Annotated in this window: 14 protein-coding genes; 7 read left to right on the top strand and 7 right to left on the bottom strand. The window is 71.8% G+C overall.

Features of this window, described 5'->3' with window-relative positions; all coding sequences use genetic code 11:
* Positions 1-199: 199 nt before the first annotated feature.
* Positions 200-991 (top strand): hypothetical protein, encoded by a 792-nt coding sequence (locus PV396_RS33065; protein ID WP_319210932.1) that lies wholly within the window; start codon positions 200-202, stop codon positions 989-991.
* Between the two features lie 559 nt (positions 992-1550).
* Here PV396_RS33065 and PV396_RS33060 read toward each other — a convergent pair.
* Both PV396_RS33060 and lon read right to left on the bottom strand, forming a co-directional pair.
* Positions 1551-2054, bottom strand: coding sequence for a MarR family winged helix-turn-helix transcriptional regulator (locus PV396_RS33060; RefSeq protein WP_319210930.1), 504 nt, complete (start codon positions 2052-2054; stop codon positions 1551-1553).
* Between the two features lie 203 nt (positions 2055-2257).
* Positions 2258-4672: an endopeptidase La gene (gene lon / locus PV396_RS33055; protein ID WP_319210928.1), complete on the bottom strand. Its 2415-nt coding sequence runs from the start codon at positions 4670-4672 to the stop codon at positions 2258-2260.
* 177 nt (positions 4673-4849) lie between these two features.
* On the opposite strand from lon, the gene PV396_RS33050 reads away from it, so the two are divergent.
* Positions 4850-5494 carry a GNAT family N-acetyltransferase gene (locus tag PV396_RS33050; RefSeq protein ID WP_319210927.1) on the top strand — a complete coding sequence of 215 codons (645 nt, stop codon included), beginning with the start codon at positions 4850-4852 and terminating at the stop codon, positions 5492-5494.
* A 554-nt stretch (positions 5495-6048) separates the two neighbouring features.
* Here PV396_RS33050 and PV396_RS33045 read toward each other — a convergent pair.
* Positions 6049-6879 carry a rhomboid-like protein gene (locus tag PV396_RS33045; protein WP_319210926.1) on the bottom strand — a complete coding sequence of 277 codons (831 nt, stop codon included), beginning with the start codon at positions 6877-6879 and terminating at the stop codon, positions 6049-6051.
* 147 nt (positions 6880-7026) lie between these two features.
* Between PV396_RS33045 and PV396_RS33040 the strand changes: the two genes are divergently transcribed.
* The 4 genes from PV396_RS33040 (at position 7027) to PV396_RS33025 (ending at position 13832) form a co-directional block, all read left to right on the top strand.
* Entirely contained in the window at positions 7027-7722 is a 696-nt protein-coding gene (locus PV396_RS33040) for a spermidine synthase (RefSeq protein ID WP_319210924.1), read from the top strand.
* A gap of 144 nt (positions 7723-7866) precedes the next feature.
* Positions 7867-8604, top strand: coding sequence for a response regulator transcription factor (locus PV396_RS33035; RefSeq protein ID WP_055528598.1), 738 nt, complete (start codon positions 7867-7869; stop codon positions 8602-8604).
* On the top strand, positions 8601-9713 hold the full coding sequence (locus PV396_RS33030; RefSeq protein WP_319210921.1) for a HAMP domain-containing sensor histidine kinase: 1113 nt from the start codon (positions 8601-8603) through the stop codon (positions 9711-9713). The genes PV396_RS33035 and PV396_RS33030 overlap by 4 nt, the downstream gene beginning before the upstream one ends.
* A gap of 315 nt (positions 9714-10028) precedes the next feature.
* Positions 10029-13832 (top strand): multifunctional oxoglutarate decarboxylase/oxoglutarate dehydrogenase thiamine pyrophosphate-binding subunit/dihydrolipoyllysine-residue succinyltransferase subunit, encoded by a 3804-nt coding sequence (locus PV396_RS33025; protein WP_319210919.1) that lies wholly within the window; start codon positions 10029-10031, stop codon positions 13830-13832.
* 60 nt (positions 13833-13892) lie between these two features.
* On the opposite strand, the gene PV396_RS33020 is transcribed toward PV396_RS33025, so the two are convergent.
* From PV396_RS33020 to PV396_RS33005, 4 genes are read right to left on the bottom strand one after another with little or no spacing between them, the layout of a single operon-like run.
* Positions 13893-18107 (bottom strand): SAV_2336 N-terminal domain-related protein, encoded by a 4215-nt coding sequence (locus PV396_RS33020; RefSeq protein WP_319210917.1) that lies wholly within the window; start codon positions 18105-18107, stop codon positions 13893-13895.
* Complete coding sequence (locus tag PV396_RS33015) at positions 18107-19186, bottom strand: AAA family ATPase (protein ID WP_319210915.1); 1080 nt, start codon at positions 19184-19186, stop codon at positions 18107-18109. Before PV396_RS33015 ends, PV396_RS33020 begins: the two co-directional genes overlap by 1 nt.
* Positions 19183-21177: a trypsin-like peptidase domain-containing protein gene (locus tag PV396_RS33010; protein ID WP_319210913.1), complete on the bottom strand. Its 1995-nt coding sequence runs from the start codon at positions 21175-21177 to the stop codon at positions 19183-19185. The genes PV396_RS33015 and PV396_RS33010 overlap by 4 nt, the downstream gene beginning before the upstream one ends.
* Positions 21174-21542: a CU044_2847 family protein gene (locus PV396_RS33005; protein ID WP_319210911.1), complete on the bottom strand. Its 369-nt coding sequence runs from the start codon at positions 21540-21542 to the stop codon at positions 21174-21176. The genes PV396_RS33010 and PV396_RS33005 overlap by 4 nt, the downstream gene beginning before the upstream one ends.
* A gap of 172 nt (positions 21543-21714) precedes the next feature.
* Here PV396_RS33005 and PV396_RS33000 point away from each other — a divergent pair, with 172 nt between their 5' ends.
* Positions 21715-21894 (top strand): DUF6104 family protein, encoded by a 180-nt coding sequence (locus tag PV396_RS33000; protein ID WP_003992906.1) that lies wholly within the window; start codon positions 21715-21717, stop codon positions 21892-21894.
* Positions 21895-22032: the final 138 nt, after the last annotated feature.

Genomic DNA, 22032 nt, shown 5'->3' with positions numbered 1-22032 from the left:
TTCCTCTGGCCTGTGCTGCCCCTGTGCCCGGCAGGCCGGTTGGACGTGGGCGGCGGGCTTTGACATTATCCGCCGCGACGTCTTCACGGAGTGTCTCATTCCGTCCCAAAACCGGCGGCTGACCAGCGGCTACGCGCTGTTTCGGCAACTGTTGCCAGCCTTTTGGGAAGCTTGTGGAGGGCTCGTGCAGACTGGCCGGATGCGCACTGAACTCGTCACGGAGCCCGGCGATCCGGCCCGCCCCAATGAGGACTTCGCAGCGATCGGGCTCCCCGCCTCCGGACAGGGCGGTTCGCTCGTCCTCCTGGACGGGGTGACTCCCCCCAGGACCGGGACGGGCTGTCTGCATTCCGTCCCCTGGTACACGGCCCGGCTCGGCGGCGCGCTGACCGAACTGTCGGTTTCGCGACGGGATATGACCCTGACGGAGGTCCTGGCGGCGGCAATCTCTCGTACCGCCGAGGCCCACGCACAAACCTGTGACCTTTCTCACCCGCGTACACCCCAGGCAACCGTGGTTCTCGCCCGTTGGTCTTCGGCCGTCGTGGAGCACCTGGTGCTGTCCGACTCGGCCCTGCTGACCGCGTCCCCGGACGGCACGGTCACCGCGCACCTGGACGACCGGCTCTCCCGCGTCCCCCGCGCCTCGCTGGCCACGGACGCGATCGCCGACGCGACGGTACGGAACAAGGAGGGCGGCTTCTTCACGGCGGCGGCCGACCCGTCGGTGGCGTCCCGCGCGGTGACGGGCTCGCTGCCGCGCGCCGAGGTGCACGCCCTGGCCGCCCTGACGGACGGCGCGACCCGCTGGGTGGAGAGGTTCACCGAGGGCGACTGGACGGCATGCTTCACCACCGTACGCAAGGAGGGCGCGGGCGCGCTGGTGCAGCGGGTACGGGAGCTGGAGCGGACGGACGCGGACGGTGGCCGCCCGCGTCTGGGCCGCAGCAAGACACACGACGACGCGACGGTGGTGTACGTGGAACTTTGAAGACGGGTCGCCGGGACGCTGGGTCGGCGGAACGCCTGGACGCCCGGGGCGCCGGGTCCGCGGGACGGACGCCGGGCGGCAGGACGCCGGGGCGGCGGGACGGCGGGTCGGCGGGTCGGCGGGTCGGCGGGACACCCGGGGCGCCGGGACGCTGGGTCGCCGGGACGCTGGGTCGGCGGAACGCCGTGACGCCCGGAACGGCGGGACGGCGGGTCGGCGGGACACCCGGGTCGGCGGGACGCCGGATCCGCGGAACGCCGGGCGGCAGGACGCCGGAACGGCGGGACACCCGGGGACGGCGGGTCGGCAGGACACCCAGGGCGCCGGGACGCCGGGTCGGCGGAACGCCGGGACGCCCGGAACGCCGGGACGCCCGGAACGGCGGGACGCCGGATCCGCGGAACGCCGGGCGGCAGGACGCCGGAACGGCGGGACACCCGGGGACGGCGGGTCGGCGGGACGCCGGGGCGGGCGGAACGCCCGGTGCGCCCGGAGTCGGCGGAACGGAGGGCGGCGGAACGCCCAGGGGCACCGGGGGCACCCGGTGCCGCCGGGGTGCCTACTTCTCCATGCCCGCGTTCAGCTGGTGCAGCAGTCGGGCGAGTTCGGCCACCTCGACGCGGTCCCACGCGATCAGCTCGCGCATGTACCGCTCCCGCCTCGCCTCCCGGACCGCGCGGAAACGGACGCGGCCCTCGTCCGTGAGGTGGACCAGCCAGGCGCGGCCGTCCGCCGGGTCCGGCTCGCGGGCGATGAGGCCCAGCTGCTCGAGGGCGCGCAGCTGCCGGGACATGGTGGCCTTGCCGACGCCGATGTACGCCGCGAGCTCGGTGGCCCGCTGGCGCCCGCACTCCTCGAGCCGTACCAGCAGCCCGTACGCCGAGGACTCCAGGTCGGGATGGACCTCGCGGGCCATCTCCCCGGAGTTGGCCCGGGCGCGCCGCAGGAACACGGTCAACTCGCGCTCCAGGGCGAGGAATTCCCGCTCGACCGCGCGCCCTGGCGTCGCGGCCTCGACAGGCAGCTCGCCGAGGCTCCCCTCGCCGTTCCCGTCCTCGTGCACGTCAGCACCCCTGATCCGGTTTTCGCCGCTCGGAAAGACTCCGTCGAACACGGCCGTTGCCGCAGCTCGGGGCAGTATTCCGCAGGCGCGGGTCGCCGTCGTCACCCAGGTCCCCGCCAGGGCCCTCCGACCCCCGGATCGGCGTACGGGAAGACCCGGACCCCCGTATGGGGACCCGGGTCCTCGCCGACCGGCAGCGTCCGTCACGCCGCTGCCGGAACCTTCACCTCCGCCGGGTTCTCCGCCGGGGTGAGCGCCAGTTCGAGGACCTGGCGGACGTCGGTGACGGCGTGCACGTCGAGCTTCTCCAGGACCTCGGCCGGGACGTCGTCCAGGTCGGCCTCGTTGCGCTTCGGGATGATCACGGTGGTGACCCCGGACCGGTGCGCGGCGAGCAGCTTCTGCTTCACCCCGCCGATGGGCAGCACCCGCCCGGTCAGCGAGACCTCGCCGGTCATGGCGACGTCCGTCCGCACAAGCCGTCCGCTGAGCAGCGAGGCGAGGGCGGTCGTCATGGTGACGCCCGCGCTCGGACCGTCCTTGGGCACGGCACCCGCCGGGAAGTGGATGTGCACGCCCCGGTCCTTCAGGTCGCCCACGGGCAGTTCCAGTTCGGCACCGTGCGAGCGCAGGAAGGAGAGCGCGATCTGCGCGGACTCCTTCATCACGTCACCCAGCTGCCCGGTGAGCGTGAGCCCCGCCGCCCCGGTCTCCGGGTCGGCGAGCGACGCCTCGACGTAGAGGACGTCACCGCCGGCCCCGGTGACCGCGAGCCCGGTCGCCACACCGGGTACGGCCGTACGCCGCTCGGCGGGATCCGTGGCGGACTCGGGCACGTGGTGGGGGCGTCCGATGAGGCCGCGCAGATCGTCCTCGGTGACGGTGAACGGCAGCTTCCGCTCCCCGAGTTCGTGCTGTGCGGTGACCTTGCGCAGCAGCCGCGCGATGGACCGCTCCAGGTTGCGGACGCCGGCCTCCCGCGTGTACTCGCCGGCGAGCTTGCGCAACGCGCTCTCGGCGAGGGTGACCTCGGCGTCTTCCAGGCCGGCCCGCTCAAGCTGCCGGGGCAGCAGGTGGTCCCGGGCGATGACGACCTTCTCGTCCTCGGTGTACCCGTCCAGCCGGACGAGCTCCATGCGGTCGAGGAGGGCCTCGGGGATGGCGTCCAGCACGTTGGCGGTGGCGAGGAACACCACGTCGCTGAGGTCGAGTTCGACCTCGAGGTAGTGGTCGCGGAAGGTGTGGTTCTGCGCCGGGTCGAGGACCTCGAGCAGCGCGGCGGCCGGGTCGCCCCGGAAGTCGGAGCCGACCTTGTCGATCTCGTCGAGGAGGACAACGGGGTTCATGGACCCGGCCTCCTTGATGGCCCGCACGATACGACCGGGCAGCGCGCCGACATACGTACGCCGGTGCCCGCGGATCTCGGCCTCGTCCCTGACCCCGCCGAGCGCGACCCGGACGAACTTGCGGCCCATGGCATGCGCGACGGACTCACCGAGGCTGGTCTTGCCGACGCCGGGCGGCCCGACGAGGGCGAGCACGGCGCCACCACGACGCCCGCCGACGACCCCGAGCCCGCGCTCGGCGCGCCGCTTGCGCACGGCGAGGTACTCGGTGATGCGCTCCTTCACGTCCTGCAGCCCCGCGTGCTCGGCGTCGAGCACGGCCTGGGCGCCCTGGATGTCGTACTCGTCCTCGGTCCGCTCGTTCCACGGCAGTTCGAGGACGGTGTCGAGCCAGGTCCGGATCCAGCCGCCCTCGGGCGACTGGTCGGAGGACCGCTCCAGCTTGTCGACCTCCTTGAGGGCGGCCTCGCGCACCTTCTCCGGCAGGTCGGCGGCCTCGACGCGGGCCCGGTAGTCGTCGGACTCCTCGCCGTCCTGCTCACCGTTGATCTCGCGCAGTTCCTTGCGTACGGCCTCCAGCTGCTTGCGGAGCAGGAACTCCCGCTGCTGCTTGTCGACGCCCTCCTGGACGTCCTTCGCGATGGTCTCGGCGACGTCCTGCTCGGCGAGGTGGTCGCGCAGCTGCTGGGTGGCGAGCTTCAGCCGGGCCACCGGGTCGGTGGTCTCCAGGAGCTCGATCTTCTGGTCGGTGCTGAGGAAGGGCGAGTAACCGGAGTTGTCGGCAAGGGTGGAGACGTCGTCGATGGCCTGTACGCGGTCGACGACCTGCCAGGCGCCGCGCTTGCGCAGCCAGGCAATGGCAAGTGCCTTGTATTCCTTGGCGAGTTCGGTGACCTGACCGGGCACGGGGTCCGGGACGGTCTCGTCGATCCGCGTCCCTTCCACCCACAGCGCGGCCCCGGGTCCGGTGGTGCCGGCTCCGATGCGCACCCGCCCCCGGGCACGGATGAGGGCGCCCGGATCCCCGTCGGCCAGTCGGCCGACCTGCTCCACGGTGCCGAGGACACCGGTGCTCGTGTATGTCCCGTCGATGCGCGGCACCAGCAGAACCCTGGGCTTGCCGGGCTCGGTGCGCGCGGCGGCCTGGGCGGCCTCCACCGCGGCACGCACATCGGCGTCGTTCAGGTCCAGCGGAACCACCATGCCGGGCAGCACGACCTCGTCGTCGAGCGGCAGCACGGGCAGTGTGAGCGGTGTGGACGTCGAAGCCATGATCTCCCCTTCGGCACTCAAGTTGAGTTATGCCGACTCAATGCTTGGGCGGGGTCGATTGTTCCCCGGGGCGTGTTCGCCGTGAGCGATCACCTCTGTCGCCCTGCTCGGGCACCCGCATACAGTCACCGCAGTAACAGCCATTAGCCACTATCGGCTATTACGCAGGAGGTGGGCGTGGACGGAACCGTGCGGGCCTGGGTCGACGGCTGGGTCGTCTCGCGCGGGGCGTCGCCGCCCCTGGTCGAACCCTGGGGATACACGATCGACATGGGCATGGCCGAGCACGTCACCCGGCACGTCCTCGACGCGGTGAACGACGGCGTCGAGGAACGGACCGTGCGGAAGGTGGCCGACGCGGTGACCGGGCCCGGCGTGTGGCTCAAGGTGTTCGACGACCCGGCGACGGTCGGCGCATGGCTCGGCGCGGGCTGGTGGATCGACCCCGAGCCCGGCTACCTGATGTCCGTACCGCTGACGGCCGAAGAGGCGCCGGCCGTCCCGGACGGTTACCGGGTGCGGATGTGGACGCGCGGCGGGGTGACCCGTGTCCTGCTGGCGGCACCCGACGGCTCCTGGGCGGCGCGCGGCCAGCTCGCCCCGACGGGCAGAACAGCGGTCGTCGACCAGGTGGCCACCTCTCCCGCGCACCGCCGCCGGGGACTCGGCTCCTTCGTGATGCGCACGCTCACCCGGGAAGCCGTCGCGCAGGGCGCGGAGAGAGGAGTACTGGCGGGGACGCCGGACGGCCGGGCGCTGTACGAGGCGTTGGGCTGGCGGGTGGAGGCCCATCTGACGAGCGCGAAGTTCACGGGGGCGTAGGCGGATTCGGCCGACGCCGGCGTGCTCACGGCACCGCCGGGCGCAGTCGCCCTGACGCCGGCCACTCCCCACGCTCCGGCGGCGCAACGGCCGCGCCCACGCGGGCGGCCGATGGCGCACGGCAATGCCGGCGCGTTTACTGCAACGCCGGGCACAGCCAGCCTCCGCTGGCCGCTCCCCATTGCTCCGGCGGCGCAACGGCCGCGCGGGCGGCCGACTGCGCACGGCGGTGCCGTCGCGCTTACTGCACGGCCGGGCGCAGCCGGCCGACGGCTCCGGGCAGGGGAGATTGCCGACGGCTCCGGACCGGCTATCCCGGCCGCCACTGCGGTCGTACAGCGACCTGGCGGGATGCGCCCGAGCCGGCGGCCTGCCTCACCCACGGCCGCAGGGCGACCCCGATGGCCAGCGCAGTCACCCTCACGCCGACCGCTCCCCGCGCTCCGGCGGCGCGACGGCCGCGCGGCGGAGCCCGCGCGGGCGGCCGACTGGCACGGCGGTGCCGGCGTGCTTACCGCACCGCCGGGCGCAGCCGGCCGACGGCTCCGGACCGGCTATTCCGGCCGCCGCTGTGGTCGGCCGGCGACCTGCCGGGATTCGCCCTGGCGGGCGGCCCGCCGCACCCACGGCCACAGCGCGACCCCGATGGCCAGCGCCATCACATGCCCCCAGTTGGTCATCGGATCGGTGTACGCGACCAGGTCCTGGACCAGCATCCAGCCGAACCCCACGAGCAGCGGCCACCCCAGCCAGGGCCGCAGCAGCCCGGCCAGCGCCCCCACGCTCGCCGCGACCCCGAAGCTGATCCCGTAGTCGAGCCGGTGCGCCGAACTCACCGGCAGCCACCCCACCAGCACCCCGAGCCCCACGGGCACCTCGGTCGCAAGGGTGGCCAGCAGATGCCCGAGCGCGAACACCCCGGCGGTCCGCGCACCGCCGATCCGCCGTTCCAGCGCGGTGAGGACGAGAAGCAGGACGACGGCGTACGGCGAGGTCACGCCGCCCGCGATCCACAGGGCGCTGGCGACCAGCACGAACACGGGCGTCCGTACGAGATGGGCCACGTCCGTGCTGGAGCCCTGGTAGAGGGCGTGCACCAGGGCGGGGTGGGCATGCTCGGCGACGGAGGCGGTGACCAGGAGGAGGGCGGCGAACGTGAAGGTGAACGGGGTTCCGGTGGGCGTGGGGAGAAGACGCCAGGGGCGCGGGAGGCGCCGCCTCGCGGGAGCGGCGCCCCCGTCGGCGACCGGCCGCGCGCACCCGGTCTCCGCCGGACCCCGCTGCCTCGGCACCCCGTCCAGCAGCCGCGCGCCCTCCACGCCGGGCGCACCCGTGGGCGCCGGCGCACCCGGGGTCACGTCAGGCACCGCATCGGCCCGTTCCAAGGTGAGGCGCTCCTTCCGTTTCGCCCCAGCCTTCGCCTTCACCCGTGCCGCTGTCTGTGACCCGCGCCACGCCCCGGCCGATTCACAGGAAGCCGATAAGTCCGCCAAAGGCCCCGCCCGACCCCGCCGCACTGCCAAAATGCCGGTATGACCCGCACGACCGACCCCCACGAAACCCCCGAAGTCCTGGACCGCCACGAGGGCCCGTACGGAGAGGTCGTGCTGCGGCGGCACGGGGAGTTGCTCCAGATCATCGCCAACGGGTGCTTCCTGATGGACACTTCGGACGGCCGGTCCGAGCGTCTGCTCATCGACGCCGCCCGCGACGCCCTCGGCGGCGACCGCACCACCTCTGCCCCGCACGTCCTCATCGGCGGCCTCGGCGTCGGCTTCTCACTCGCGCACGCCGCCGCCGACCCCTACTGGGGACACATCACCGTCGTCGAGCGCGAACCCGCGATCATCGGATGGCATCGGAACGGACCTCTCGCCCCGCTCTCCCGCGACGCCCTCGCCGACCCCCGTACCGAGGTCGTCGCAGCCGACCTGGTGAGGTACGTCAATGAGACCTCCGACACATTTGACGCACTGTGTCTCGACATCGACAACGGGCCCGGCTGGACCGTCACGGAGGGCAACGAAAGCCTGTATTCGCAGGCCGGACTGGCAAGCTGCGCAAGGGTGTTGAGGCCGGACGGGGTGCTCGCGGTGTGGTCCGCGCAACCCTCTCTGGAATTTGAGCAAACTCTACGGAATGCCGGGTTCCGGGCAGTACGCACCGAAGAGATCCCGGTTGCCCGGGGCGTCCCCGACGTCGTCCACCTCGCCGTCGGGCCTGGATAGCCCGAATGCGGCGACTGCCCGTACTCTGCTTCCCGACGCCGATCACTCATCCGATCAGTCGTGCGTCAATCGCAGTCATGCGCGGACAAGCGCAGCCAAGGAACCACCCCACTGGTTCCGGAAAGCACACTTCAGGGGCGGGCGATGGAGCAGACACACACCTCCCAGAACAGCGCGACGGCGACTCCGGGCGCCCAGCGCCGGGTCCTCGTGGTCGAGGACGACCCGACGATCGTCGACGCCATCGCGGCCCGTCTGCGCGCCGAGGGATTCCTCGTGCAGACCGCGGGTGACGGGCCGGCCGCCGTCGACACCGCCGAGGCCTGGCAGCCCGATCTGCTGATCCTCGACATCATGCTGCCCGGCTTCGACGGGCTGGAAGTATGCAGGCGCGTACAGGCCCAGCGGGCCGTGCCCGTCCTGATGCTCACCGCGCGCGACGACGAGACCGACATGCTGGTCGGGCTCGGGGTCGGCGCCGACGACTACATGACGAAACCCTTCTCCATGCGTGAGCTGGCCGCGCGGGTGCATGTGCTGCTGCGCCGCGTCGAGCGGGCGGCCATCGCCGCGTCGACGCCGCGCTCCGGCATCCTGCGGCTGGGCGAGCTGGAGATCGACCACGCGCAGCGGCGGGTGCGGGTGCGCTCCGAGGACGTCCACCTCACGCCCACCGAGTTCGACCTGCTCGTCTGTCTCGCCAACACGCCCCGCGCGGTGCTCTCCCGTGAGCAGCTGCTCGCCGAGGTGTGGGACTGGGCGGACGCCTCGGGCACCCGCACCGTCGACAGCCACATCAAGGCGCTGCGCCGGAAGATCGGCGCCGAGCGGATCCGTACGGTGCACGGGGTCGGCTACGCACTGGAGACACCGACGCCATGAGCCGAGGGCGGCCGGCCGCACGGAGAAGCCCCGGGGGCGAGCCCTGGGGCGGCGTACGTCCGTTCTCGATCAAGACCAAGCTGGGTGCTCTGGTCGTCGTCTCGGTACTGATCACCACCGGTCTGTCCATGATCGCGGTGCACACCAAGACGGAGCTCCGCTTCATCACGGTCTTCTCGATGATCGCCACACTGTTGATAACGCAGTTCGTGGCCCATTCACTCACCGCGCCGCTGGACGACATGAACGCGGTGGCCCGCTCCATCTCCCACGGCGACTACACACGCCGGGTGCGCGAGAACCGCTGGGACGAACTGGGCGACCTGGCCCAGACGATCAACGTCATGGCGGACGAGCTGGAGGCTCAGGACCGTCAGCGCAAGGAGCTGGTGGCGAACGTCTCGCACGAGCTGCGCACCCCGATCGCGGGTCTGCGCGCCGTGCTGGAGAACGTCGTGGACGGGGTCTCGGCCGCCGACCCGGAGACCATGCGTACGGCGCTCAAGCAGACCGAGCGCCTCGGACGGCTGGTGGAGACCCTGCTCGACCTCTCCCGGCTCGACAACGGGGTCGTACCGCTGCGAAAGCGCCGGTTCGAGGTCTGGCCGTATCTCTCGGGCGTCCTCAAGGAGGCCAACATGCTCGCCGCCACACGCGCGGGCATCGCCTCGGGCTCCGGCGGTCGCACCCGTAACGACGTCCATCTGCACCTGGACGTCAATCCGCCCGAGCTGATCGCACACGCCGACCCGGAGCGCCTGCACCAGGTCGTCGCCAACCTGATCGACAACGCGGTCAAGCACAGCCCCGCGCACGGCCGGGTCACCGTCAAGGCACGGCGCGGGACGCCCCCCGAGTCGCTGGAGCTGGAGGTCCTGGACGAGGGTCCGGGCATTCCGCGCTCCGAGTGGCACCGCGTCTTCGAACGGTTCAACCGCGGCGGCGTCAGCTCGCCGCACGGGCCGGGCAGCGACGGCGGTACGGGTCTGGGGCTGGCGATCGCCCGCTGGGCGGTCGATCTGCACGGCGGCCGGATCGGTGTGGCCGAATCCGAGCGAGGGTGCCGGATTTTGGTCACCCTTCCGGGAGAGTCATCCGTCCCAAGTTGACGTAAAGTTCGAAGCGGAGCCACAAGATCCACCTACGTCCGCGCTGGCGGACGCGCGTGGACACGTGTGATTGATCACAGGCCCGCGCATTTCGTGCGCCCGGGCGACAATCAGGGCTTCCCTCAGGTGTCCCTTTCGGACCGGAACCCCGCTTGTTTCCCGCCATTTCATCCCCCGAAACACGATTGTTGATGTGACTTACGCGACGATGAACGGACCCGGACTGACCTTTCGGCCACGGGGGCGTAGCCTTGATTCCCGCTGTCCATCACCTTGTGAAGCCACCTTGTGAAGCGGAAGAGGGCGGTTGCCGCCGTGTCGCCACAGTCCCCCAGTAACTCATCGAGCATCTCGACCGACGAGTCCGCAGGTAACCCTGCGGCAGCGTTCGGACCCAATGAGTGGCTCGTCGACGAGATCTATCAGCAGTACCTCCAGGACCCGAACTCCGTAGACCGTGCCTGGTGGGACTTCTTCGCCGACTACAAGCCCGGAGCGGCCTCCGCTCCCACGGCTACGGCGGGTACTGCGGCCCCGGGGGCCGCAGAGACCACCTCGACCCCGGCCGCAGCGGCCCCGGTCGCCCCCGCGGCTCCCGTGACCCCGACCGTGCCCGCGCCGGCTCCCGCGGTGGCTCCCAAGCCCGCCGCCGCTCCGGCGCCCGCGCCGGCCGCGAAGCCCGCCGCCGCGGCGCCCGCACCGGCCGCCGCCAAGCCCAAGGCCGCCCCCGCGGCCGAGGCGGAGGCCGTGGACGGTCCGGAGTTCGTGACGCTGCGCGGCCCGTCCGCGGCCGTGGCGAAGAACATGAACGCCTCGATCGAGGTGCCCACGGCCACGTCCGTGCGCGCGGTCCCGGTGAAGCTGCTCTTCGACAACCGCATCGTCATCAACAACCACCTGAAGCGCGCCCGGGGCGGGAAGATCTCCTTCACCCACCTCATCGGCTACGCGATGGTGCAGGCCATCAAGGCCATGCCGTCGATGAACTACTCCTTCCAGGAGAAGGACGGCAAGCCGACCCTCGTCAAGCCGGCGCACGTCAACTTCGGCCTGGCCATCGACCTGGTGAAGCCCAACGGCGACCGCCAGCTCGTCGTGGCCGGCATCAAGAAGGCCGAGACGCTGAACTTCTTCGAGTTCTGGCAGGCCTACGAGGACATCGTCCGCCGCGCCCGCGACGGCAAGCTGACGATGGACGACTTCACCGGCGTCACGGTCTCCCTGACCAACCCCGGCGGCCTCGGCACCGTCCACTCGGTCCCGCGTCTGATGCCCGGTCAGTCGGTCATCATGGGCGTCGGATCCATGGACTACCCGGCGGAGTTCCAGGGCACGTCCCAGGACACCCTGAACAAGCTGGGCATCTCGAAGGTCATGACCCTGACCTCGACGTACGACCACCGGGTCATCCAGGGTGCCGCCTCCGGCGAGTTCCTGCGGATCGTCGCCAACTTCCTCCTCGGCGAGGGCGGTTTCTACGACGACATCTTCGAGGCGCTGCGCATCCCCTACGAGCCGGTCCGCTGGCTCAAGGACATCGACGCCTCGCACGACGACGACGTCACGAAGGCCGCCCGTGTCTTCGAGCTGATCCACTCCTACCGGGTCCGCGGCCACGTCATGGCCGACACCGACCCGCTGGAGTACCGCCAGCGCAAGCACCCCGACCTGGACATCACCGAGCACGGGCTCACCCTCTGGGACCTGGAGCGCGAGTTCGCGGTCGGCGGCTTCTCCGGCAAGTCCCTGATGAAGCTGCGCGACATCCTCGGCGTGCTGCGCGACTCGTACTGCCGCACCACCGGCGTCGAGTTCATGCACATCCAGGACCCGAAGCAGCGCAAGTGGATCCAGGACCGCATCGAGCGCCCGCACTCCAAGCCGGAGCGGGAGGAGCAGCTGCGCATCCTGCGCCGGCTGAACGCGGCGGAGGCCTTCGAGACCTTCCTGCAGACGAAGTACGTCGGCCAGAAGCGCTTCTCCCTCGAGGGCGGCGAGTCGGTCATCCCGCTGCTCGACGCGGTCATCGACAGCGCCGCCGAGTCGCGCCTGGACGAGGTCGTCATCGGCATGGCCCACCGCGGCCGCCTCAACGTCCTCGCCAACATCGTCGGCAAGTCGTACGCCCAGATCTTCCGGGAGTTCGAGGGCAACCTCGACCCGAAGTCGATGCACGGCTCCGGCGACGTGAAGTACCACCTGGGCGCCCAGGGCGTGTTCACGGGCCTGGACGGCGAGCAGATCAACGTCTCGCTGGCCGCCAACCCGTCCCACCTGGAGACGGTCGACCCGGTCATCGAGGGCATCGCCCGCGCCAAGCAGGACATCATCAACAAGGGCGGCACGGACTTCACGGTCCTGCCGGTCGCCCTGCACGGTGACGCGGCCTTCGCGGGCCAGGGCGTGGTGGCCGAGACCCTCAACATGTCGCAGCTGCGCGGCTACCGCACCGGCGGCACGGTCCACATCGTCATCAACAACCAGGTCGGCTTCACCGCCGCCCCGGAGTCGTCGCGCTCGTCGATGTACGCGACGGACGTGGCGAGGATGATCGAGGCCCCGATCTTCCACGTGAACGGCGACGACCCGGAGGCCGTCGTCCGCGTCGCCCGCCTGGCCTTCGAGTTCCGTCAGGCGTTCAACAAGGACGTCGTGATCGACCTCATCTGCTACCGCCGCCGCGGTCACAACGAGTCGGACAACCCGGCGTTCACGCAGCCCCTGATGTACGACCTGATCGACAAGAAGCGCTCGGTGCGCAAGCTCTACACCGAGTCCCTCATCGGTCGCGGCGACATCACCCTGGAAGAGGCCGAGCAGGCACTCCAGGACTTCCAGGGCCAGCTGGAGAAGGTCTTCACGGAGGTCCGCGAGGCCGTCTCCGCCCCGGCGGAGGCCCTCACCGGCGACCCCAGGGCCGAGTTCCCGGTGCCCGTGCAGACGGCGGTCTCCCAGGAGGTCGTCAAGCGCATCGCCGAGTCCCAGGTCAACATCCCCGACCACGTCACCGTCCACCCGCGTCTGCTCCCGCAGTTGCAGCGCCGGGCGACGATGATCGAGGACGACACGATCGACTGGGGCATGGGCGAGACGCTCGCGATCGGCTCCCTGCTCCTGGAGGGCACCCCGGTGCGCCTCTCGGGTCAGGACTCCCGGCGCGGCACCTTCGGCCAGCGGCACGCGGTCCTCATCGACCGGGTCACCGGCGAGGACTTCACCCCGCTCCAGTACCTGTCGGACGAGCAGGCCCGCCTGAACGTCTACGACTCGCTGCTCTCCGAGTACGCGGTCATGGGCTTCGAGTACGGCTACTCGCTGGCCCGACCCGACGCGCTCGTCATGTGGGAGGCGCAGTTCGGCGACTTCGTCAACGGCGCGCAGACGGTCGTCGACGAGTACATCTCGGCGGCCGAGCAGAAGTGGGGCCAGACGTCCGGCGTCACACTCCTGCTCCCCCACGGCTACGAGGGCCAGGGCCCGGACCACTCGTCCGCGCGCATCGAGCGGTTCCTCCAGCTGTGCGCCCAGAACAACATGACGGTCGCTCAGCCGACGCTCCCGTCGAACTACTTCCACCTCCTGCGGTGGCAGGTGCACAACCCGCACCACAAGCCGCTGGTGGTCTTCACCCCGAAGTCGATGCTGCGCCTCAAGGCCGCCGCGTCGAAGACGGAGGAGTTCACGACGGGCGCCTTCCGTCCGGTCATCGGCGACGAGTCCGCCGCCCCGGCCGACGTCCGCAAGGTCGTCTTCTGCGCCGGCAAGCTGTACTACGACCTCGAGGCCGAGCGGAACAAGCGCGGCATCACGGACACGGCGATCATCCGCATCGAGCGCCTGTACCCGCTCCCGGGTGCGGAACTCCAGGCGGAGATCGCCAAGTACCCGAACGCCGAGAAGTACCTGTGGGCGCAGGAGGAGCCGGCGAACCAGGGCGCGTGGCCCTTCATCGCCCTCAACCTGATCGACCACCTGGACCTGGCGGTCGGCGCGGACATCCCGCACGGCGAGCGACTCCGGCGCATCTCGCGCCCGGCGGGCTCGTCCCCGGCGGTGGGTTCGGCCAAGCGCCACCAGGCGGAGCAGGAACAGCTGGTGCGTGAGGTGTTCGAGGCGTAGGCCTCGGGCGGTACGACGGTAAGGGCCCGGCACCGGGGCGATCCGGGGCCGGGTCCTTCGTCATACGCTGCCGGGCGGATCGTAGTAGACGCCGAGATGTCTGATCCAGTCGGTGTTCTTCTCCCGCATGCCGTTGCGGATCCACACCCCCCGCACCCGGGCGAGGAGTTCACGTACGCTCTCCGACCCGCGCAGCAACTCGCGCTCCACCCAGTTGCAGAAGGCGGCGCAGTCGCGGTGATCGGCCTGGCGGCCCCAGAGGATCAGCGGGTAACCGAGGGCGCGGGCCTCTTCGAGCGGGGCGTCGTCGTCGGAACCATGACGGCACCACAGGGGTACGGAGTTCAGCGGGGCGTCGTGGAGGGGGGCCGGGAGCCGGAGGCCGGCCATGGGACCGCTCTGTACGGCGTTCCAGCGCTCCTCCCGCGACGGCCCCGGCGCGACCCGGACCGGGCTCCGGCCGCTGACGAACACGTTGGCCTCGGTACGGAGCAGCTCGCCCGGCGCCCAGTGCATCACGTCGAGCCGCCAGAGCAGTTCGTCCGGCAGCTCGTACTCCACCGTCGCCCGGTGTCTGCTGGTGTCGGCCCATGCCAGCGCCCCCTTCAGCTGATCGCGCAGTTGGGTCACCGGGCCGTCCGGTACGAAGGGCGCCTTGGGCGGCGCGGCCTGGCGCACCCGGTCCGCCTGCGTCGCCCGCAGACTCCAGGTGTAGAGGTCGTTCCCGTCCGTGCCGGTGGGCCAGATCTTGACGGTGATTCGGCATCCGTCGCTGTCGGCGGATCCTGGGCCCACCTGTTGGAGTGCGTGGCGGACGGCCCGTGCCTGTTCCTCGGTCAGCCCCTCCCCGGACTCCCTCTCGATCCAGGCGGGCAGGCCCGCCGGCCCCGATGCCCGGCGCCGGCCTTCGAGCAGGGCGAGGACCTGCGCCGCGTAGACGACGACCGATCCGGCGGCTCCTACGGCGTACAGGTGTCCCGCGCCGTCGCGCCAGCTCCGGGGGGCGTGGTCCGGTGTCGGCGCACCGGCCGACGCGACGAGGCTCAGGACGGTCTCCGGCCCGTCCGGCGGCTCCGACTCGGCGAGCAGACCGTAGAGTTCGGGCCGGCCGGAGGTGCGTTGCCCGGCGTGGTGGCGGTCATGCGCGCGGACGATGCGATGCCACAGGTCGAAGCCCTTCCCCTGCTCCTGCTCGCACAGCTCCCGCAGCACCTCGATGCGTACGGCACGGCCGGACCCGGTGTCCGCCGGCGAGGGAGCCAGGACCACGCCGACGACCGAGCCGTCCCGGCGGCTGCGAACGGGAGCGCCGGCGTTGCCCAGCGCGGTGGAGGGGGCGCCGAGCAGGGTCATCGTGCGGTGCCCCGACTGCCCTTCGGCACGCGCGGGGAAGGAGGGGAGCACCGCGCCGCCCATCACCCGGGTGGGGCTCAGCAGCGTCACCCCGTCGGGCCGTACGTCCGGCGTGTCCGTGAGCCACAGGCAGCCGTAGCGGTCGGCGGCCTCGGGGACCTCCAGCAGGGCCAACTCCCCCACCGTGCGCAGCAACCAGGCTCGGTGCCCCAGTCCGTCCGTGGTGTGGACGGTGATCCGGTTGCGGTCGCCCTTCGACACCCCCTCGACCGCGCTCGCACAGGTGACGAGGAGTCCCGGCGCGACGAAGAACCCGCTGCCGGCCCTCTCGCGTGCCAGGTGTACGGCGGCCACGGCTCGGCCGGCGCCCTCGGGTTCCCGCAGCGGCCTCGGCTCCAGCGGAACCGTGTCCACCCCGCGCGGCCAGTTCGCGTCCCGGGAGGTGATCAGCACATGACCGCCGACCGGGAAGTCCGGCGGGTCCTGCGAGCGCTCCCAGTCGTCCAGGACGATCAGCCAGTCGAGGGCGGTGCCCGCCAGCACCCGGTACAGCTCCCGAAGCCGCTGTTCGATGTCCCCGCCCGCCGGCAGTCCGAACTCGACGCCCAGCCGGGCCAGCCGCTCCCTGCGCTCCTCGGCGTTCTTGCCGCCGACCCACCAGACGATGTCGTACGTGAAGCCGTAGTGGTGCGCGAACTGGGCGGCGAGGTCGGTCTTGCCCGCCAGGCGCGGGCCCACGAGGGCGCACCTCGCGGAATGACGCCCCTGGGACAGACTCCCCCGTACCCGCGCCAACGCCCCCGCCGGTGCCACGAACCCGGTGCTCGTGCGGGGTACCCCATCGCGAAGCCGCTGTGTGGGGCCCGGGAAATGTGGGCCCCGCCCGTCGTCGGAGGTACTCGCCGAGCCGAGGCCGAGACGGATGAGCAACCGCTCCGCCGCCGCTTCCTCGGTGGTGTCCCACACATCCGTGCAGGAGCCCATCTCCCGTGCCCAGGCGAGACCTTCGCGGCGGGTCAGCGTGACGGCGTCGACCCGGACGTCGAGCAGCCCGAGCGCCGCCCGCAGCGGGTTGCCGACGCGGAACGCCGAGTACCAGCTGCCGACGAGGAGGACGACGCGCCCACCGCGGGGACGATACGCCGACAGCCGTTCCCCCACCTGGTCCGTCAGTTCCTGCGGGCTGCCGCGCATCGGCCGCTTCGTCACGAACTGGCCGCGTGATGTCAGCAGATGGGCCACCCACGTCGCCCATGCCTCGTCCTCCGCGACGTACATGAGGTCGAAGACCTCCGCCCGTACGCGCGGTTGGCGCGGTACCCCGAACCGCCCCGCCACCAGCGCCGAGACCTCGGCGAACGCTCCCGGCACGGCGTCCGCGTCGTCCCCGGTGGGTCCTTCGACGGCGCCCCCGCTCAGCTTCGCCAGGGCCAGCGCCGGGAAGTTGCGGGCCCGGCGCCCGAAGTGCCGCTCGACGTACCCACCGCAGTGTTTCAGCACGAGCATCGCGTCGCCGCGCGGCAGCAACCGCAGAAGCGCCTCCCGCACCCCCGGCCGGAACTCGTACCACCCGGCCTCCGCACCCCGTTCCAGCAGCCCGCTGAGCAGCACCTCGGCCAGCACACTCGGCCCTGACCTGGGATGCATCGCCCGCTGGACGAGCTGCATCACCGGCAGGGTCAGCGGCGCCGCCGAGACGGAGACCGCGAGAGCGACGGCCTGGGGGGACGCCGTGCGCCGAAACGCCCGCACGATCGACTCGGGTTCGGCGGCCGGCCGTTCGGGCCGTGGCGGGGACGCCGGGTGGTCGGCGTGCACCCAGGCGGCCGGGGCGGACACCGCCAGCCCGGTGCTGCCGGCGAGCAGCCGCGCCCAGGTTCCCAGCGCCGTACGGGTCGGCGACAGCACCGGCACGGGAAGGGCCCCGGCCGGCCGTACGGCCCCGTCCGCCGGTCTGAACTCCAGTCGTGCGCCGAGCCCTTCGCGCCGTCGGAGCGTGCCGGGCAGCGCGGGCAGATGCGTGCGCTGCCACATGCGCTGGGGCAGCGGCTGCACGACGGCCACGGGTGCCGCCCGCCCCCAGCGATGAAGGAGCCTCTGCATCGCACCCGACCGCCACAACGGGCCCGCACAGTCGCTGAGTACGAGGGTCAGCTGTCGGCCGGTCGGATCGCGCAGTTGCTCCGCGGCCCGCACGGCTCGGTCGAAGTCCCGCCCGGGCGCGGCCTCCAGGCGTCCGTTTTCGCCCTCGCGGACGTAGTCGATCGCCACCTCGCGAAAGGCGCCGAGCCCGGCGCACAGCTGCCGCAGCTCCTCAAGTGCCGTGTCCCAGACACTGGTTGACGTCGAGACGTCCATGAGGAGGCGGAGTCGGGCCTCGCGGCGGGCCGTGGCGCGCAGGACGGGCAGCAGGAGACGGGTCTCCGCCGCCTGTTCCGCCGTGGCCTGTTCGTCGAGGTCGAGGGCGGGACTGCGGACGGGCGGGTGGTAGTGCTGGAGTGGACGCAGGGCGCGTTGGAGCGCGAGGGGGTGCGGCAGCGCGTTGGCGGCGGGCACCCGGACCCGTACGAAGTCACTGTCCGCGTCGCCTGGCCGGTCGCCCGGCGACGCTTCGGCCGACGGCCGGTCGGCATGCAGGCGGGTGCGGTCCACACCGGGCCCGGGGCCGGGATCGGCGGGTCGCGGTGGGACGTCCGGCCGCGTGGCCGTGCGACGGCCCGGCCGTCCGGGCGCAAACGGCGTACGGCCGGGCGCTCCCGAATCCGCGTCGGGCTCGGTCACCCTGTCCGCCCGCCCCATGAACGGCGCCAGCCACAGCGCCTCGGCGAGTTCACGCGCGGACGGCTCGACTCCGAGGGCCCGGAGCCGTTCGGTGAGTTCGGCGAGCTGCCCGGCGTGGTCCGGTGCGTCCGGGGAGGTCATCAGCGCGGTCCGCCGCCCGGCCCGTGTTCGCCGTGGTCGAGGGGCCGCATCAGCAGCTCGGCGAGCCGTTTCCGGTCCGGCTCGCTGTCGCGCACGGCCTCCTGGGTGAGGTAGATGGCGTTGAGAAGCTGGTCTGCGGCGCGCAGGGAACCGGGCGCGGAGTCGAGGAAGGTACGGATCAACTCACCGTTGCGGCCCGCCACTTCGCTGCCCTCCTCGCCGAAGTGGGCGGTGACCATGGTGTCGAGCCGGGCCCTGCCCAGGACGTCGTTGTGCGGCGAGGGGACATCGAGGTGGAGGCAGCGGCGCAACAGCGGTGCGGGGAAGTCGCGTTCACCGTTGCTCGTCATCACCACGATCGGGAAGGCCTTGCAGCGGACGCGTCCGCCCTTCACCGCGGCCCGCTCGTCGTCGTCCGTGAGGACCTCGACGTCCGCCTGCCGTTTGGCGATGCGCTGGAGCTCGGCGATCCTGAACTCGCCTTCCTCCAGGGCGTTCAGCAGGTCGTTGGGGAGGTCGATGTCGCTCTTGTCCAGCTCGTCGACGAGCAGGACGCGCGGCCGTTCGTACGGCAGGAGCGCCGTTCCGAGCGGGCCGAGCCGCAGGTAGTCGCCGATGTCCTCGGTCTGCGTCTCGCCGCGCGCGTGCGCCATCTGGGTGTCCTGGAGACGGGCGATGGCGTCGTATCTGTAGAGGCCCTCTCGCAGCGTCGTACGGCTCACGATGGGCCACTGGAGGACCCTGCCGAGGCCCAGTTCGTGCGCGATGGCGTGGGCGAGGGTGGACTTTCCGGAGCCGGGGTCGCCGGTCACGAGAAGCGGGCGGCGCAGATACAACGCCGCGTTGATCAGCTCCAGTTGCTCCGGCCGCCAGGCGATGCCCCGCCCGCCCCGGCTGCCGAGCCGCCGCGTCGACTCGGTGCCGAGCGGCGGTACGACGGTGTCGCCCGGTACGCCGTCGAAGTCGCGCCAGGGCGGCGGGGTGGGCAGCCGGCCGATGCCGTCGTGCGGCCTGCCTGCGCCCCGGTAGATGTACCAGTCGGGCTCGGGGGTGCCGATCGTGTCGGTCGCGGTCGTCAAGGGGACTCCAGCAGGTCGTCGCAGTGCGGGATCGGGCGCCCGGGGTCGTCGTAGAGAAGGGCCAGGTGTTCGACCCAGTCGGCGTCGGGGTCGGCCCGTCTGAACCCTTCGCGCAGGGCACGCACACGTTCCGGCAGGGCGGTGGCCCGGCCCGCCGAGCTGAGCAGTTCCGCCGTACGGTCGTGGAGTTCGCGACAGTCGGTGCCGCAGCCGTGCGTGTGCTCGGCCTGGAGGTTCCAGAAGATCACGCCGTATCCGGCGGCCACCGCCTGCGCCAGCGGTCCGGTGCTCTCGGCCGGGGGCCGGCACAGCACGGGCACCGCGCCGGGCGGGGCCGCGTCGAGGGCCTGGCCCGCGTAGGCGTCGGAGATGACGGGCAGCGCCTTGGGCTCGCCCTCGGCGACCGCGCGCCAGCGCTCGCGCCACACGGCCGTGGGCTCTCCGCGCCGCTTCAGACACCGCACCACGACCTGCCGGTGCACTCCGAAGGGCCGCTCGGCGAGGTGCGCCCGGAGACTGGGGACGACCGGTCCCGGCAGCCAGAGATGGGCGTTGATCCCGAAGTGCTCGACGGGTACGGCGAGTTCGAGCCGGGCCCGGCGCCCGTTGTCGAGCCGGCCGAAGGTACGGGCCAGCGGCTCGTTCAGTACGGACGGCAGGTCGGCGAGCGAATCGCCCTCGGGGTCGGAGCCCTCGTCCCCGGCCCGTACGGTCTCCGGGCCGCCCGTCCAGGTCCAGATCCGCCAGTGGAAGCGGTCGTGCGGCCGGAACAGATCGGGCTCCAGCTCGACGGCGACCACCGGCCCGTCCGAGTCGTCCGACCCGTGCGCGTAGTCCGCGTCGTCCCCGTCACCGTGCCTGAGGAAACCGTCGATCCTCGGGTCGGTCCACACGTCGGCACCGGCGCTGCCCCAGGGGGCAGGCGCGCCGGCCACCACGCCCATGAGGAGGGCCCGCAGGTGGCCGGGCAGGGCCTCGGCACGCTGTTCGACCCACCGTTCGAGCGCGGCGGCCGCATCCGGTGCGCGCGGGCCGCACACCTGGGCGACGACCCGCAGATAGTGGAGTGCCACAAGGTCGGCGCCCTCCGGATGGTCGTACAACCAGCCGTGGCCGTCCCGCCAGTCGCGAGGGGCGGCCTCCTCCGTCCACAGGGGATCGTCGCCCACGACGTGCCCGATCAGACCCTGCAACTCGGCCGAGGAGCGCGGCTCGGGCAGCCCGGCGAGCAGCGCGGAGGCCTTGGCGCTGTCCCCCGGCCCCCAACTCCGGTCGCCGCCGACGGCGACCCCGGTCTGCGCCTTCACCCAGGACACGGCTCCGGCTACCTTGCTGTGCCAGATGTCGTGGGCCCGGATGAGGGCCGCGTAGGGGTCGGCCCCGAGGCCGTTCTCCTCCCCCACGGGCACTGCCCGCCGGAAGCCGCGCAGCGCGGTGACGGCGACGGCCAGCCCGCCGTCCTTTCCCACCCGGCGCGCCTTGACGATGCCGGCGACCAGCCCGCGCTCACGGTCGAGCAGCGGCCCGCCGGACGCCCCGTGGGGGATCTCCGCCAGGGGCCCGAGCGTCAGTCCGTAGCCGCCGTCCGTGCCGTTGCAGTCGGTCTCTCCGCTCCAGCGCTTGGGCAGTCCGTCCGTGGGGCGCCAGCCGTACGCGGCGACGGAGTTGGGACGGTCGTAGTGGTCGGTGAGCCGCACGCACGCGTGGGGCACGTCTTCCGTCAACCTGATGAGGACGAGGTCCTGTTCGGGGTCCGTGCCGCCGCCGAGCCAGTAGGCCGGCCGGGCCCGTACGTCGAGGCCGTCGTACCCCTGGACCCGTAAGGAACCCACGCCCTCCGGGCCGTCCTTGAGGGGCAGGATGTGGCGGCAGGTCAGTAACCATCCCGGTGCGACGAAGAATCCGCTGCCCCAGAGGGTGCCCGGTTCGTCGTCGGGTCCGATACGTACGGTGGCTCGCACAACCAGGGCGTCGAGCTTGGCCGAGGTCATGTGGGGTTCGTGTCCCCCCGCCAGGTGAGGGTGATGGACAGCGCCGCCTTGGCCTCGCCGTCGGCGAGCAGCGCGACGGCCTTGCCCGGTTTCACGGCCAGTTCGATCCCGAAGGTAGCGCTGACCTCGTCCGGCTTCACGGCCCGCGCCGCGTCGAGCACGGCGCCGCCGACGCCTCGCACCAGTTCGTTCAACTGGTCGACGCGGGACGCCATGTGGTCGAGGGCGCCGACGTCGTCGTAGGAGAACTCGTCCGCGGCGCCCGGCACTTGCCCCGGCCACGCCTCCGGGTCGAGAACGCTGACCCGGGCGAGTACGGTCCCGCCGCCCGGCAGCTCGATCTCCTGGATTCTGCGCTGTTCCACGACACCCCCGAACCTGGTGACTACAGGTGATGCCATTGTGCCCGTACGAGCACGCGCGCGTGGCGAGGATCGTGAGGTTCCGGCAGGCAGGGCCCGTTCACGCGTGCGCATAACCTGGAGGGACAGCACAAGCGGACCCCGAGAGTCCCCCCATCAGCCCAGGAGAACATCCGTGTACTTCACCGACCGAGGCATCGAAGAACTCGAGAAGCGCCGCGGCGAGGAAGAGGTCACCTTCGAGTGGCTCGCCGAGCAGTTGCGCACCTTCGTCGACCTCAACCCCGACTTCGAGGTACCGGTGGAGCGCCTGGCGACCTGGCTGGCCCGCCTGGACGACGAGGACGACGAGTAGTCCGGTCCACGAACGGGTGTCTTGACTTCCCGTGAGCGCGATATATCGTGAATAGCGGAAGACGCGATATGGCGCGTTGCGTCCTGTCGTCTCCTCCGTCGTTCAGCCTGTCATCCGTTCGCGTTCACCAGGGGGTCC

The organism is Streptomyces sp. ME02-8801-2C (assembly GCF_033793965.1).
GTDB lineage: Bacteria > Actinomycetota > Actinomycetes > Streptomycetales > Streptomycetaceae > Streptomyces.
This window is presented reverse-complemented; position numbering and strand designations above follow the sequence as displayed.